The sequence below is a fragment of the Pseudolysobacter antarcticus genome (genome assembly GCF_004168365.1).
Taxonomy (GTDB): Bacteria; Pseudomonadota; Gammaproteobacteria; order Xanthomonadales; family Rhodanobacteraceae; genus Pseudolysobacter; species Pseudolysobacter antarcticus.
Genome location: NZ_CP035704.1, coordinates 3,694,098 through 3,709,246 on the forward strand (window position 1 = coordinate 3,694,098; position 15,149 = coordinate 3,709,246).

A 15,149-nucleotide genomic window follows, 5' to 3' on the forward strand; every position below is an offset into this window, starting at 1 on the left:
TATTCTCATTCGCTACATGGACGATTTCCCAATCACGCATCGACCGGCTGCGGGCGTGGAAACTGTACCGTGACGATGGTGCCGACGCCGAGCTGGCTCTGGATATCGAGCTTCCAGCCGAACCGATCCGACAGGCGCTTGACGATGGTCAGGCCGACGCCGTTGCCGCCACGGCTGCTGCGCCCGGCGCGGAAATACGGCGTGAACATCTTGCCGAGTTCTTCGGCGTTCATACCCACGCCGGTGTCTTCGATACGCACGAAATCCGCACCGATGCTGACAATCACGCGACCGGCATCGGTGTAGGTACAAGCGTTGCGCAGCAGGTTGCCGAGCAATACCGACAACACCTTCGGCGAGGCGTGCAGCGCGAAAGAATGATCTTCCTGCAGGCTGAGTTCCACCGGTGTGTTTTCCAGCAGCAACTCGGCACGTTCAACTTCATCGCGCACGACGTTGTTGACGACAAAATCTTCCTCGGGCAGGCCGGTGTCGCCTTCGCGCGCGAGGATCAGGAAAGATTCGATCAGCGCCTCCATCTCGCGTACGGACCGTTTGATGCGGATCGCGGCGCGGCGCGCAAACGGCGATTGTCCTTCTTCCTCGACCAGCACGTCGGCGGCGACTTTGAGTACGGTCAACGGACTGCGCAATTCATGGCTCGCATCGCGCGTGAAATTGCGTTCGCGCTCGACGAACGATTCGATGCGCGTGGCAAAACCGTGCAGCGCTCGCGCGAGGGTTTCGACGTCGCCGTCGAGATCGCTGCTGAGATTGTCGGGATCGAGCGCTTCGAGATCGGGTTTTTTCGGATCCCAGGTGCGCACCACATTGGCCAGCCCGATCACCGGCGACAGCGCATGCCGCGAGGCGCGATAAGTAAGCCACGTCGTGATGTAGATGATCAGCAAGACCACGATCAACGGCACGAAGCCGAACAGAAAGGCAAGTCGTCCGACCTGCTCCTGATGGAAAATCAGGAACAGCTTGCCGACTTCGGCTTGTTCGACGTAGATCAGATCGTCGCTGTTGGAATTTTCGCGATGGTAAAAACCGACATCCATTTCGCGGATTTTCTCGGGCAAGGTTTCCTTGCCCTGCCCCGCCCGCAAAAGGTAGGCCGACATATTGTAGGTATCGGGCGGCGCGGCGTTCGGGTTGCTGTGCAGCAGTTGCCAGTAGTGCGTGGCCTCGGCTTGCAGCGCGTGTTTGATCAGCACGTTTTCGAGCACCATCGCCGCACCGTAGACACCAAGCACAGTGGCGAAACTGATCGCCGCCACCTGCAGCACAAACGCCGTGCGGATCTTGCGGCGCAGGCCGGTATTACGGGGCATGGCGGTAGCGTCGATCGATTTTATGCGCTCTCGTTTTCGATGCTTTCGGCATCGAGATCCGCCAGTCGATAACCCGCGCTGTGGATGGTATGCAGCAGGGTTTTCTGGAACGGTTTGTCGATCACCTTGCGCAGGTTGTACAGGTGGCTGCGCAAGGTATCGGAATCGGGTAATAGATCGCCCCAGACTTCGCGCTCGATGTCGCGGCGGCTGACAACACGCGGCGATTCGCGCATCAGGATACTCAGCAATTTCAGGCCGATTGGCGAGATCACGAGATCCTGCCCGCTGCGCGTCAGGCGCAGGGTGGCGGTATCCAGCACGAGATCGCCGACCTTCAGAATTTCCGCGCTGACTTGCCGACGTTCGCGACGAATCAGTGCACGCACGCGCGCTTCGAGCTCGCGAATCTCAAACGGCTTGACCAGATAGTCATCGGCGCCCGCGTCCAGCCCGATGAGTTTGTCGTCGAGTGTGTCACGTGCCGTGAGCATCAGCACCGGAGTGGATTTTTTGCCTTCGTGGCGCAGTTTGCGACATACCTCCAAGCCATCCATGCCGGGCAGCATGAGATCGAGGATGATCACGTCGTAGCTATTGGTTATGGCCAAGTGCAAGCCGGTCACCCCATCGGCAGCATAATCCAGACTGTAACCGCGGCTTTCGAGAAACCCACCGGCCATTTCCGCGATGTCGCGGTTGTCTTCGACCAGCAGGATAAATCCGGCAAGTTCATCGCGTTGCTTCATCGATACACTCCTAGTAGCGAAGCAGCTTCCGGCGCAATACGCCGCCAGCTTCGAGCAAAATCCTACAGCAAAACCATTTTATCGCGGCAACTATTTTACCGGCTCGGCCTGAGTCGAACATGGCGCGTTGCAATCACGCACGCGCAGCGGTGAAGTAGGTCACGATCCGCATGTATGCGCCGCAAAAGCGCGATACTCACAATCAGCCGACATCGTTGCTTGTATAAATCGCGGTTACGCCATGAAAATATCTGCTGCATGATTGCTAGCCCACACAACGCATCCGGCCGGGAGGATTTTGACGAAATCCTCGCGGCGCTGATCGCCCGATTGCAGGCGCAGGATGAAACCGCGCTCGCCGAAATCTACGATTGCACCGTAGCCAAGGTGTATGGCGTGGTCGCGCGGATCATGAATATCGCCGCCGATGCCGAAGAAATCACGTGCGATGTGTATCGCCAGGTCTGGCAGAACGCGCAACGTTACGAGCGCGAACGCGGCGCGCCGCTGGCTTGGATTCTCGTGATCGCGCGCAGTCGTGCGCTGGATCATCTGCGGCGCCAGCGCGCGCGCGGTGGCGATCAGTTGCATCCAGTCAGCCCTGAGCTCGCGTATACGGAAAGTGAAGACCAACCGCTGGATGAATTCACCTCCGCATTACAGGAAAAATCCTTGATTCGTCTGGCGCTACAACAATTGCCCGCGATTCAACGCCGCCTGATTGGCCTGGCGTTTCTCGAAGATGCCTCGCATCAGGAGATCGTGCAGCGCACCGGCATGCCGCTGGGCACGGTAAAATCGCATATCCGGCGCGGCCTGATCGCGCTCAAACAACAATTGCAGAAAGTTGGCTTAGAACATGGCTCCGCGTAAACCCATCAGCAGCGATATTCTCGATCAGGCCACGCTCAGCCTGCTCGCGACCGCGCTGAATCCGCTGCCGTTGAGTACGGAGTTGCAATCGCGCATGCGTGCGCGCGTGCTGGCTGATGCCAAAAAACCGCACACCGAAGTGGTACTCGCGGACGAAGGCGAATGGAAACCGTTGCTGCCCGGCATCACGATCAAGACGTTGCGCCTCGACAAGGAAAAAGGCACGCAGACGTCATTGTGGAAACTTGAACCCGGCTCGCGTGTGCCGCCGCATCCGCACAACAAGGAAGAAGAATGCATGGTCATGCAGGGTTACGTGATGCATGACGGTCGACGTTATGCGGCGGGCGATTTTTTGTTCGCACGGCCCGGCGTGGTGCATAGTGATTTTTTTGCGCCTGAGGGCGCGGTGCTGATGATACGCAGCGAGCTCGTGCCGGATGCTGAGGTGCTGGCACGGCTTGCTAGTAAGCCTTAAGGATGGTCTGATCAACCCTAACTGGTCGACCAAGCGTCTGCGATAGGTCGTGATATGTTCATGCGTAGTGTGGCAGCAGCCACCCACATCAGCGTTGGACCTCAAGAGAAAACACATGTCCGAATCTACCGACCCTCACTTTTACGAACGAGCCGATGCTGTAATTTATCTCGCCAATGAGCAGAACAAGGATATCGGCAGAGGCAAGGTTAGTGCATCGCTGATGTACGCAACCGCACGGTTCAATGCCTTTGTCAGCGCGCGAAGCTTTAATACTGTGGACGAAATGAAGGGCGCCAAGGATGAAACCATCGAATATTTTATGGCGCAATATCGAGCCATGCTTATCGAGAATCTTGATGACTACATTGAGCACTTCGACAAATACACGCTGCATACCGAATCCTGAGCCCGTGCAACAAGTAATTCCAGCGAATGCGATGCGCACGGCTATATTTGAGCATTAGAGACTGCCCATGAAGAAGTCGCTTACTGTTGCCGTTCTGACTATTTTTTCATGATCAGTGCGTCGGATAGGCGAATGAAATCTAGCAATTCAACACAGCACAGTGTGCTGCCGCTACTCGTCACATAGCGCAGCAAGTCTGCTCAAGCGCTCAACCAATCTCACCGTCTACTTGCGCGACATAGCCCGCAGGGTCGGCTCAAGCACCGTCCAGACATTTTCCAGCACGCGCGGCTCGGCCACGGCACGCGGATGCAAGCCATCGTCCTGCATGAGCTCCGGATCCAGCGCGACGCCTTCGAGCAGAAACGGTAGCAGCGCCAACTTGAATTGCGCGCTCAAGTCCCGATACATGGTACGCAGGCCGTCGCGATAACGCGTGCCGTAGTTGACCGGGATCTCGATGCCAATCAGCAACACCTTGGCACCGGACGCCTGGCTCAGCTTGATGATGTTTTCGAGGTTGTCACGTGCCCCTTCCAGTGGCTGGCCGCGCAATGCGTCGTTGGCACCGAGCTCGACCAGCACGAGTGCCGGATGATGTTCGGCGAGCAAGGCCGGCAGCCGCATGCGGCCCTCGTAGGAGGTTTCACCGCTGATGCTGGCGTTGATCACGGGCCGCGAAAGTTGGGCGTCCTGCTTGAGCCGCGTGTCGAGCAGCGCCACCCAGCCGGATTCCGGTGCGATGCGATACGCAGCAGAAAGCGAATCGCCAAGCACCAGAATCGGCGCCCGATCCAAGGCAAGTGCGTGCAATGGCAAGAGCAACGAACCCAGACTCAATAAACCAATAAAAAGTAGATAACGCATGAATCAAGACTCCGCAGCAATGATTGTTGCCAACGATGTTAGCAAAGTGGTGTCGGGCCCCGAGGGTAGACTGGATATCCTGAACGGCATCAGCTTCCAACTCGCGCGCGGCGCCAGCCTGGCGATTGTCGGCGCCTCGGGTTCGGGCAAGACCACGTTGCTCGGATTGCTGGCCGGACTCGATTCGCCGAGCTCCGGTGAAATCCTGCTCGGCGGCATTTCGCTCAACTCGCTCGACGAAGAACAACGCGCGGCATTGCGGCGGCGTTTGGTCGGTTTTGTGTTTCAATCGTTCCATCTGCTGCCGGCGTTGAGCGCCGAAGAAAACGTGATGCTGCCGCTCGAACTGGACGGTCGCGCCGATGCACGCACTGAAGCGCATGCCGCACTGGCCGCGGTCGGACTGAGCGCGCGCACGCGCCATTATCCGTATCAACTTTCCGGCGGCGAACAGCAGCGCGTGGCACTCGCGCGTGCGTTCGTGCACAAGCCGCAGTTGCTGTTTGCGGACGAGCCGACCGGCAATCTCGATGCACGCACCGGCCATGCCGTCAGCGAATTGTTGTTCGATCTGAACCAGGCCAACGCGACCACGCTGGTGTTGGTCACGCACGATCTGAAACTTGCCGCACGTTGCAGCAATCGTCTCCATCTCGAAAGCGGGCGCGCGCTGGATATCGCCGCATGAAACCGTTTGCGTTTGCGTGGCGCGCGCTGCGCCGCGAATTTCGCCACGGCGAATTGACGATACTCGCGCTCGCGCTCGTGCTCGCCGTGGCGGCGCTCGGCGCGGTCAGCACGCTCGGTGCGCGCATTGAACAATCGATCGTCGCCAGTGCGGCGGAATTGATGGGCGGCGATCTCGGTGTGTCGGCACGCACGCCGTTGCCAAACGAGTGGCGCAACGAAGCGCAACAGCTCGGTCTGAGCAGCGCTGCGAGCGCAGAATTCCCGAGCGTATTGTTCGCCGGCGACAAGAGCCGCATGTGCAATATCGTCGCGGTCGATGCCACGTATCCGTTGCGCGGCACGCTGCGCGTGCGCGATGTCGATGGCCGCGAACACAGCGCCAACGCGCCGCCGTCCGGCAGCGTATTTGTCGAACATGAAGTATTGACCGCGCTCGGCCTGCAAGCGGGCGGCGGACTCGCGCTCGGCGATCAGACCTTGCACATCGCCGGCGAGATTCTCAGCCAACCCGATGGTGGACAAATGTTCGCGCTCGCGCCGCGCGTGCTGATCGCATTGCCGGATGCGCAGCGCAGCGGTTTGCTCGGCCCGGGCAGTCGCGTGCGGCACAAGCTCATGTTGGCTGGCGATGCCGCCGCGCTCACGCGTTTTCGCGACTGGGTCAAACCGCTGCTGCCCGCCGGCGCGGAGTTGGTCACGCTCGAACAATCGCAACAGAATCTGCGTACCGCATTTGATCGCGGCACGTCGTTCCTGCGTCTCGCAGCGTTGTTGTCGGCGCTGCTTTCGGGCATTGCCGTGGCGCTCGCGGCGCAGCGATTTGCGCGCCGCAAGACTGATGAAGTGGCGTTGCTGCGTTGCCTCGGTGCGAGTCGCCGCGAAGTGCTGCTCGCGTTGTTGCTGGAGCTGTTGCTGCTTGCGCTGCCGGCGTGCATCGTCGGCGTTTTGCTCGGGCTTGGACTGCAGGCTGGCGTACTCGCGCTCGCCAAAGATTTGTTGCCGGGCGTTTTGCCGGCGCTGCCATTGCTGCCGAGTCTCGCCGCTTTCGGTGTGGGCATCGCTGTGTTGATCGGCTTTGCGATGCCGCCGCTGTTGCGTTTGCGTGAGGTGCCACCGGTGCGCGTTTTCCAGCGCGAACTCGCGACCAAATCTCGACGCTTCGATGCGCTGTATCTGCTGCCGGTTATCGTCAGCGCGGGTCTGATTTATGCGCAGAGCGACAGCCTGAAACTCGCCACCATCCTCGCCGGCAGCCTGCTCGCGGTCGCTGCGCTGACATGGCTGCTCGGCATCGTGCTGATCCGCGTCTGTCTGCGACTGGCGCGACATTTGCCGGGCGCATTGCGTTTCGGTCTGGCCAATCTCGCGCGTCGTCGCGGCCTGAGTTTGATCCAGAGCACGGCGCTGAGCTTGAGCCTGACCGCGCTGTTCATCATGGCGCTGGTCGGCCCGCAATTGCTGCAAGGCTGGCGCACTGAATTGCCGGCCGATACGCCGAATTATTTTCTGCTGAATCTGCAGGCCGAGCAGCGCGATGTGGTGGTGCAGAAACTCGAAACGGCCGGTGCGCGCGGACTCAATATCCTGCCGCTGGCGATTGGCAAACTCATCGCGATCAACGGTCGTGTACCGAAGGTCGAGGATTATCCCGACTCGCGCGCGGCGAACTGGATCAATGGCGAGACGCGCATTTCGTGGAGCACGACGTTACCGGAATCGAATGCGCTGATCAGCGGCAGTTGGTTCGATGCCAACACTACCGAGCCGCAACTTTCGGTGGATACGACCTGGGCCGAAATGTTTCATCTGCAGCTTGGCGATCGCATGAGCCTGCGTGTCGGTGAGCGCGATATCGTCGCGACGATACGCAACATCCGCAAGGTCAACTGGAATTCGTTCCGCGTGAATTTTTTCCTGCTGCTCGATCCGGCCAACGCGCAATCGCTGCCGCACGGCTATGTCGCGAGTTTTTATGAGCCGCCGCAACAGCAGGCGCAACTCGCCTCGCTCACGCACGATTATGCCAACCTGTCGTTGATCGATATCAATGCCCTGCTCGATCGCGTGCGCGATCTGATCGGTCGGGTCAGCAGCGCCGCGCAATGGGTGCTGGTGTTCAGCCTGATCGCCGGCCTGCTCGTGCTGACCGCGGCGTTGAATACCACGAGCGACGAACGGCGTTTCGAGGCGGCGTTGTTGCGCACGCTCGGGGCGCGTCGCGGCCAGCTCAACGCCGCGGTGCTTGGCGAATTCGGTTTCCTCGGCGCACTCAGCGGCGGCGTTGCTGCGCTCGGTGCGAGCGCTACCGGCATCCTGCTCGCGCGCAACGTTTTTGATATCGGATTTGTGCCACCGCTGCTCGGGCTGGGCGCCGGTATCATCGCCGCGATTGTGCTGGTCACCTTGGCCGGCTGGCTTGGCACGCGCGCGCGCATCACGCCGATGAGCGTGTTGCAACGCGGTTAAACGAGCGATTTATGGGCATCGATAAAACGCCGTCCGCGTTTTGATAATTCTGCGCGTACGGCGCTTTACTCCAGCCGCTGAAGCGTGCCGCGATTATTTCTTCACCGCAGCCTTGGCGGCCTCTTCGGCTGCTTCGGCTTTCTGCTGCTCCGCGTAGGCTTTCGCATCGACCGCCTCAACGTTGATGTCGATGCGGACATCATCGCTGACCTGTGGCACAAATTTGCCGAGACCGAAGTCGGAGCGCTTGATGGTGGTCGTCGCCTCGAAGCCGATGTTCGGCAAACTGCTGCGCGGATTTGTACCCACCTTGATGATCGTGGCCATAAGCGTGACTGGTCGGGTCACACCATGCAGATTGAGTTCGCCAATGATCTTCAGTTGATCCGGCATGGCCCCCTTCTCGACCTTGCTGCTCTCGAACGTCGCGTTCGGAAACTTGGCCGTGTCGAAAAATTTCGCTGATTGAAATTCCTCGTCAAGGTCGGGCACGCCAGTAGTGATCTTGGCCAGCGGAATGGAGACCGTCACCGACGATTTGGTCGGATCGGCCGCATCGAATTCCATCGCGCCTTCGCCCTGACTGAATTGCGCGGCAGGATGCGAGAACCCCAGATGATTCCAGCGAACCGTTCCCTGCGTGTATTCCGGTTCAAGCCGGTAGGTGGTGGCATGCAGCGGCGCGGAGGCGAAAAAAAGTGCGGCGAGAGCGATACGACAAATCATGAATGTGGACTCCTGTGCGGCCCGGCAAATCGCCGGTTGATGGCAGACAAAATGGGCGAGCGATTCGATATCCGACGCGCTCGCAATCGCAACCCTGGCGAGATTCATCGTTATGAATTCAAGCGGTGAGTGCCGGGTTACTATGCGCAGCCAAGATCGACGAAGTCCTGAAACAGATCTGAAATCGCGCTGAAAGACGTTGAAGACTTCTGAAAAACGTCGCAGAAACCACGGTCAAGGCTGAGTTTTCGAGTTCGACAATGGGCGTGACAGAGTCGCAGTCGTCGTCGCGCGTCCACGTCGCTACAATCGGCGCCAGTCGATTTCCCTTTCACAAAACACATCCCGAACCAGACACGCATGGAAGAATTTCCCGCCAACCCGTTGCGCATCGGCGATTGGTGCATCAACCCGGCCGCTGGACAAATTTCGCGCGCGGGAGAAATCGTTCGCATCGAGGCGCGCGCGATGCGTTTGCTGCTGTGCCTCGCCGCACGCGCCGGTCAAGTCGAGCTGCTGAACCATGTCTGGGCTGGCGTGATCGTGACGCCGGATTCGGTCTATCAGGCGGTCACGTCGCTGCGCCGTCTGCTTGGCGACGACGCGCGGCAACCGAGCTACATCGCGACCGTGCCGCGGCTTGGGTATCGCATGGTGGCGGCGGTTAGCGACTGGGTCGACCCAGCAGCGGATGCGGTCGTCGAGCTATCCCCCGGATTAGCGGATCGATCAATACCGGCAAGCGGCGAGCCATCTGGATCGGTAACGATCGAGGCGAAAACTCAGCCATCGAGTCGCAAGAAAACTGTCGTGATTTTCGCCGTGACAATCCTGGCCGCACTGATGTTGGCAGTCGCCTATTTGTTGCTGAAGCGTGCTCCGTCCGAGCTATCTAGCGGCACATCGACCAGCGCAACCGAGTCCGCGCAATCGATCGGCGTGTTGCCGTTTCTCGATCTCACCGAAGAGATGGATCAGGAATATTTTGCCGACGGCATGACCGAAGAACTGATCGACATGCTCAGCAAGATTCCGGGCCTGCGCGTCCCGGCGCGCACCTCGTCGTTCTACTTCAAGGGCAAGCAAATCACGATTGCCGAAATCGCAAAAACGCTCGGTGTCGCTTATGTGCTCGAAGGCAGCGTGCGCAAGTCGGGCAAGACGCTGCGCGTCACGGCACAGCTGATTCGCGCCGAGAATGGCTACCATGTTTGGTCGAACACTTACGATCGTTCGCTGGATGACATCCTGATGGTGCAGGATGACATCGCGATGGAAGTCAAAAAAGCCTTGCTTGCATCGCTGCAAAGCGCTGCACATCCTTCCACAGCGACAGCGCCGAACAGTGCCGCCTATGCAGCGTATTTTCAGGCGCGCGCGCTGCGTCACGGCAACCGCAGCAGGGCACAAGCACAGGCGATCGTCGATTACCTGCATCAGGCGACCCGCCTCGATCCAGCGTATGCGCCGGCCTGGGCAGAGTTGGCGCGGGCGCTGGTCTATCAATCCACCAATCAACTCGTCGCTGCCGACACTATCGCGGCGGAGGCACACGAGGCGGCAAGCCGCGCGCTGTTGCTCGACCCCAAACTCGCGGATGCACAACTCGCGCTCGGCATTGTGTATGCGTATCTCGACTGGGATTGGACGGCTGCAGAACGCGAGTATCGCAACGTGCTGGCGCTCGAACCGGGCAATGCCGAAGTGCTTGCGCTACTCAGTGACATCAGGCGTTCGCTGGGCAACGTGGAAGAAGCCTTGGGCCTGATGCAGCAGGCGGCCGCGCTCGATCCGCTCGATGCGCGTTACCAGCAATGGCTCGGTGAAATGAATTATTCGCTCGGCAGATTGACCGCGGCCGAGTCGCATTTGCGCAAGGCGCTCGACATCAATCCCGAGCAGCCGGTGTATGCCTTGTTGGCCGAAGTGAAACTCGCGGCGAGCAATACCGCGCTGGCGCTGGAATTGCTGCAGCATGAAACCGATGCACGCGCGCGCAGTGCTGGTCTGGCACTCGTGTATTTCGTATTGGGGCGACGGGCCGAAGCGGATGCGGAATTGGTCGCACTGGAAAACCGCGGCGCGAGCGATGTCGCCTTTGCCATCGCTCGAATCCATGCCTATCGCCAGGAGATCGATCAAGCGTTCGTCTGGCTCGATCGCGCGGAATCGCAGCGCGACCCCGAATGCAGCGACATCAAGAACGATCCGCTGCTGCAAAATCTTCGCAGCGACAGTCGCTACAAATTACTACTGCAGAAAATGAAACTGCCGGAATAATTCGATAGCGAAGCCGCGCGTCAACATCACGCGGCCCTTCGCTGATGCCTCAGATCATCGTGCGCACGACACCGTACAACGCCGCGAGCAACAACACGACGATCGGAATTGCGGTCAGCAAATAACCCATCGCGCGACTGCGTGGATCGCGCACATAACCCACGCAGTACCATACTCGACCGACCAGATAAATCGCGCCGACGGCGGCGACCCACAGTGGATTCCAGTAGGCCGCGGCGATCCACAGCGCGGGCAGAAACATCAGCAGGTTTTCTTGCGTGTTCTGTTGCACGCGGAAATAACGATCGAAGATTTCGTGCCCGCTGGTGGCCGGCGCCTTGATGCCATAACGACCGCGCGCGCGACCGACGAGCACGATGAAAATCAGAAACTGAAGCAGCGCGAGCAGTGCCACGAGTTCGACATAATGCATGGGATTTTCCATTTACAGAGGGATACGTCCGCGCAGGATATCCCAATACATCACCCAATCGCCGGCAAAACTGTAGAACGGATACGAGAATGTCGCCGGACGATTTTTCTCGAAGAAAAAATGCCCGATCCAGGCGAAGCCGTAACCAATCAGCGGTAGCCCGAACAACCACAGCGGATGATGCGTCGCCAGCGAAACCACCAGCCAGATCAGCACGACGCTGCTGCCGACAAAATGCAGCCGCCGGCACGTGCGATTGACATGCTCAGACAGATAAAACGGATAGAACTCGCGGAATGTCGCATAGGTCTGGCTCATGGCTGATCTCCGGTGGTTCGCAGGCAGGAGATTCTGCAACGTTGTCGACGCGCACTCAAGTTCGACGACTCGCACGCGCTGCGATCAATATCGATGCAGCACTGCAGTGATGCGCGTCAACCGAATCGGAACCGTCGCGTTATCGATTGATGGAATCCGAGGAGACGGCCATGAAACGACACTACTGGAACCTGATCCTGCGCTTGCAGGTGCGTCGTGTGATGCGCGTATTGCAACGCCGTTTTCATTCCGGCCTGTATTTCATGCCGTAAACGTGTGGGTGTAAACGTGCGTCTGATTATCCCCAGGGGCGCACGGTTGGGCTTTTCTTTGCGAGGAGAAAGTCCTTTGTTAACGGCGAGCAGGAAGCTCGCCGTTTTTTTGATACCGACTTATCATGCTGACCCGCTGAATCAGCGCGGAAAAATCATTCCTGCGCCTTGACGCGATTCCACAAATCATCCTGCGCGGCGAGATCGAGCTGGACAAGCGTATTGCCAGCTTCGGCGGCGAGCTTTTCCATCGCGCGAAATCGACGCTCGAACTTGGCATTGGCGCGACGCAACGCGATGCCGACATCGACCTTGGCGTGGCGCGCAAGATTGGCAACAACAAACAGCACATCGCCAATTTCATCTTCCAATCGTTCCCGCGCGGCGGCATCGGTCTTATCGACAGCAACGGCATCCAGTTCGACTCGAACTTCATCGAGCTCCTCGTGCAACTTGGCGATCACCGGTTCGATATTCGGCCAATCGAAACCAACGGCGGCGGCGCGTTTCTGCAGCTTGGTTGCACGCTGCCACTCGGGCAATCCGCGTGCGATGCCGGCCAATGCACTGTTATCTCCACTGCCCTCGCGCTCGATGCGTTTGTGTTCTTCCCATGCGCGCGTTTGCGCGGCGGCATCGCCGACCTGCGCATCGCCGAACACATGTGGATGGCGACGCAACATCTTCTCGCAGATCGACGCGGTGACATCGGAGAAATCGAAATGTCCGGCTTCCTCAGCCATACGGGCGTGGAATACGACCTGCAACAGCAAGTCGCCGAGCTCATCGCGCAGCTCGGTGAAATCGCCCCGCTCGATCGCATCGACCACTTCGTAGGCTTCTTCGATCGTGAACGGTGCCACGGTCGCGAATGTCTGCTGCACATCCCACGGACAGCCGCCGACCGGGGCGCGCAGGCGTTGCATGATCGCGAGCAATTCGCGCAGGCGGCCGGCGGCGGGAAATGTTTGCGCGTCGATATCGAGTTTCATGATCGTCATTCCCGATGACATCGATAAGGCGACAAATGCATCAATGCAAAAAATCCTGCCAGCGCACGGCCGGATCGCCGAACGCGAAGAATTCCGGATTCAGCAACGACTCGCCGCGGTTGTAGCGCAACGGCGTGCCGTCGAACTGACAGACGCCGCCACCGGCTTGTTCGAGCACACATTGTGCGGCGGCGGTATCCCATTCGCTGGTCGGGCCGTGGCGCAGATACAGGTCGGCTTTGGCTTCGGCGATCCGACAAAATTTCAACGACGAACCGAGCGCCTGCAATTCATGTTCACCGATTTTCTGCAGCGCCGCCTGCTGTCGCACATCGGCGTGCGAACGACTGCCGGCGACGATCAGGGTCGGCGGTCTGGATCGCGTATGCAAACGCCGCGACTCGGCTTCGCCGGTATGCTGCGCAAATGCGCCGCCGGTTTTTTCCGCGCCGGCCCAGGCGAAATACATTTCATCGAGTACCGGCGCATACACCACGCCAAGCACGGTTTGATGCGCATCGATCAAGGCGATGTTGACGGTGAATTCGCCGTTGCGTTTGACGAATTCGCGCGTGCCATCGAGCGGATCGACCAGCCAGTAACGCGTCCATGACGACCGTTCGCTCCACGGCAGGCTTGCCGATTCTTCTGACAAAATCGGCAGCTCCGGCGTGAGCGCGCGCAACGCATTCACGATGATGTGGTGCGCGGCGAGATCGGCTTCGGTGAGTGGCGAGCGATCAAGCTTTTGCTCGACCGCGAAATCGCTGCGATAGACTTGCAGAATCGCCTCCCCCGCCGCGCGCGCAATGCGGCACGCGTGTTTTACGAGGTCGGCCAGGTCGATCGTCTGCCCACTCATGCGCGTGGCTGGAAACGACCGGCGAGGAATTCGCGCGCGATGAATAGTGCCGCGATCGAACGCCCTTCGGTGACATCGGGCAACGCTACCAGCGTATGCAGATCGTCCATGCGCCATGGCACGACTTCGAGTTCTTCGGGCTCGTCGCCAGGCAATCGCTCGGGATACAAATCACGCGCCAGCACAACGTGGGTCATGCTGCTCATGTACGCTGGCGACAGCGAAAGTGTGGTCAGCAGGCGCAGATCACGCGCGCCGAAACCGACTTCTTCTTTCAGCTCGCGATTGGCGCCATCGAGAATACTTTCGCCGTGATCGAGCCGGCCTTTCGGCAGGCCGAGTTCGTAGCGATCGATGCCCGCGCCATATTCGCGCACCAGCAACACGGTGTTTTCATCCTGCATCGCGACGATGATCACCGCCCCGCTGCCGGAAGATTTCAGGCGCTCGTAGATGCGACGCTCGCCGTTCGAAAACTCCAGATCGAGGATCTCGACCTTGAGGAAATGGCTACCTTGCGCGGGCGTGATGGAATGGATGATCGGCGGCTTTTGCATGCCGTAATTGTAACCGCAAGCCGGGCCGGAATGGCGCGCCGCTCAGACCGGACCGAGCGCGTCCGTAAACTCGCGCAGAGCCAACGCATGCAGCGCCGGCGTGCCGGCGAGCACACTGCCGGTTTCGAGCGTGAGTTCATGCCCGGCCAGATCGCTGAACACGCCGCCGGCCTCGCGCACGATGACTGCGAGCGCGGCGACATCGAGAATGTTCAGATCCGATTCGATCACCAAGTCGATCGAACCCTGCGCGAGCAAGTGATAATGCAGAAAATCGCCGTAACCGCGAATGCGTCCGCTGCGCTGGATCAGGCTCGCGAGCACATTCCAGCCGGGACCGCGCGACAGCGTTTTGACATTGCCGATCGAGATCGCTGCGAGCGGCCCGAGCTGCTGCGTATCAGCAATCGAAATCCGGCGACCGTCGAGAAACGCACCGCCACCTTTCACCGCCCACGCGCGCTCGCCGTATTCGCCAGCTGCGGAAACGCCGAGCACCAATTCGCCGCGCCACATCAGCGCGATCTGCGTCGAGAACATCGGATAACCGCGCACAAACGCCTTGGTGCCATCGATCGGATCGATCAGCCAGAGGTAATCGCCGTCGCCTTCGCGGCCTTCTTCTTCGCCATAAAATGCGTGTTCGGGGAAACTCGCGCGCAGCACATTCTTGATCGCGGCTTCGGCTTCGCGATCCGCCTCGGTAACGGGCGTCTGGTCGGCTTTCTGCACCACCGCAAAATCCTGCGCGCGAAAACGCGTACGGATGATTACATCGGCGGCATCGGCGGCGGCGTGTGCAACGCTTAACGCGCGCGAGAGAAATTCGTTATCGATAGC

Annotated in this window: 16 protein-coding genes; 6 read left to right on the plus strand and 10 right to left on the minus strand. The window is 59.6% G+C overall.

What is annotated here, in order from left to right; genetic code table 11:
• Positions 1–32: 32 nt before the first annotated feature.
• Positions 33–1,337: a sensor histidine kinase gene (locus ELE36_RS15845; RefSeq protein WP_129834973.1), complete on the minus strand. Its 1,305-nt coding sequence runs from the start codon at positions 1,335–1,337 to the stop codon at positions 33–35.
• A 20-nt stretch (positions 1,338–1,357) separates the two neighbouring features.
• Complete coding sequence (locus ELE36_RS15850; RefSeq protein ID WP_129834975.1) at positions 1,358–2,086, minus strand: response regulator transcription factor; 729 nt, start codon at positions 2,084–2,086, stop codon at positions 1,358–1,360.
• A gap of 258 nt (positions 2,087–2,344) precedes the next feature.
• On the opposite strand from ELE36_RS15850, the gene ELE36_RS15855 reads away from it, so the two are divergent.
• From ELE36_RS15855 to ELE36_RS15865, 3 genes are all read left to right on the plus strand, one after another.
• Positions 2,345–2,959: an RNA polymerase sigma factor gene (locus tag ELE36_RS15855; RefSeq protein WP_165371649.1), complete on the plus strand. Its 615-nt coding sequence runs from the start codon at positions 2,345–2,347 to the stop codon at positions 2,957–2,959.
• Positions 2,946–3,437 carry a cupin domain-containing protein gene (locus ELE36_RS15860; RefSeq protein ID WP_129834979.1) on the plus strand — a complete coding sequence of 164 codons (492 nt, stop codon included), beginning with the start codon at positions 2,946–2,948 and terminating at the stop codon, positions 3,435–3,437. The genes ELE36_RS15855 and ELE36_RS15860 overlap by 14 nt, the downstream gene beginning before the upstream one ends.
• A 115-nt stretch (positions 3,438–3,552) precedes the next feature.
• Positions 3,553–3,846 (plus strand): DUF3144 domain-containing protein, encoded by a 294-nt coding sequence (locus ELE36_RS15865; RefSeq protein WP_129834981.1) that lies wholly within the window; start codon positions 3,553–3,555, stop codon positions 3,844–3,846.
• A 225-nt stretch (positions 3,847–4,071) separates the two neighbouring features.
• On the opposite strand, the gene ELE36_RS15870 is transcribed toward ELE36_RS15865, so the two are convergent.
• Positions 4,072–4,713, minus strand: coding sequence for an arylesterase (locus ELE36_RS15870; RefSeq protein ID WP_129834983.1), 642 nt, complete (start codon positions 4,711–4,713; stop codon positions 4,072–4,074).
• Here ELE36_RS15870 and ELE36_RS15875 point away from each other — a divergent pair.
• Complete coding sequence (locus ELE36_RS15875) at positions 4,712–5,401, plus strand: ABC transporter ATP-binding protein (protein ID WP_129834985.1); 690 nt, start codon at positions 4,712–4,714, stop codon at positions 5,399–5,401. The two genes, ELE36_RS15870 and ELE36_RS15875, sit on opposite strands and share 2 nt — an antisense overlap.
• The gene (locus tag ELE36_RS15880; protein WP_129834987.1) at positions 5,398–7,869 is read left to right on the plus strand and encodes an ABC transporter permease; all 2,472 of its coding nucleotides are present in this window, start codon (positions 5,398–5,400) and stop codon (positions 7,867–7,869) included. The genes ELE36_RS15875 and ELE36_RS15880 overlap by 4 nt, the downstream gene beginning before the upstream one ends.
• Before the next feature lie 93 nt (positions 7,870–7,962).
• Here ELE36_RS15880 and ELE36_RS15885 read toward each other — a convergent pair whose 3' ends face one another.
• Positions 7,963–8,595: a YceI family protein gene (locus ELE36_RS15885; RefSeq protein WP_165371650.1), complete on the minus strand. Its 633-nt coding sequence runs from the start codon at positions 8,593–8,595 to the stop codon at positions 7,963–7,965.
• A gap of 360 nt (positions 8,596–8,955) precedes the next feature.
• On the opposite strand from ELE36_RS15885, the gene ELE36_RS20415 reads away from it, so the two are divergent.
• A complete protein-coding gene (locus ELE36_RS20415; protein WP_165371651.1) occupies positions 8,956–10,875 on the plus strand; it encodes a tetratricopeptide repeat protein in 1,920 nt (639 codons plus the stop codon).
• Positions 10,876–10,924: 49 nt separating this feature from the next.
• Here ELE36_RS20415 and ELE36_RS15895 read toward each other — a convergent pair whose 3' ends face one another.
• From ELE36_RS15895 to ELE36_RS15920, 6 genes are all read right to left on the minus strand, one after another.
• Positions 10,925–11,308, minus strand: a complete 384-nt coding sequence (locus tag ELE36_RS15895; protein WP_129834991.1) for an MAPEG family protein — start codon at positions 11,306–11,308, stop codon at positions 10,925–10,927.
• A gap of 12 nt (positions 11,309–11,320) precedes the next feature.
• Positions 11,321–11,626 carry an Mpo1-like protein gene (locus ELE36_RS15900; RefSeq protein WP_129834993.1) on the minus strand — a complete coding sequence of 102 codons (306 nt, stop codon included), beginning with the start codon at positions 11,624–11,626 and terminating at the stop codon, positions 11,321–11,323.
• 427 nt (positions 11,627–12,053) lie between these two features.
• Positions 12,054–12,890: a nucleoside triphosphate pyrophosphohydrolase gene (mazG, locus tag ELE36_RS15905; protein ID WP_129834995.1), complete on the minus strand. Its 837-nt coding sequence runs from the start codon at positions 12,888–12,890 to the stop codon at positions 12,054–12,056.
• Between the two features lie 40 nt (positions 12,891–12,930).
• Positions 12,931–13,752, minus strand: a complete 822-nt coding sequence (gene cysQ / locus ELE36_RS15910; RefSeq protein ID WP_129834997.1) for a 3'(2'),5'-bisphosphate nucleotidase CysQ — start codon at positions 13,750–13,752, stop codon at positions 12,931–12,933.
• Positions 13,749–14,309 carry an ADP compounds hydrolase NudE gene (gene nudE / locus ELE36_RS15915; protein WP_129834998.1) on the minus strand — a complete coding sequence of 187 codons (561 nt, stop codon included), beginning with the start codon at positions 14,307–14,309 and terminating at the stop codon, positions 13,749–13,751. The genes cysQ and nudE overlap by 4 nt, the downstream gene beginning before the upstream one ends.
• Before the next feature lie 42 nt (positions 14,310–14,351).
• Positions 14,352–15,146 carry an inositol monophosphatase family protein gene (locus ELE36_RS15920; RefSeq protein ID WP_129836941.1) on the minus strand — a complete coding sequence of 265 codons (795 nt, stop codon included), beginning with the start codon at positions 15,144–15,146 and terminating at the stop codon, positions 14,352–14,354.
• Between the last annotated feature and the right edge of the window lie 3 nt (positions 15,147–15,149).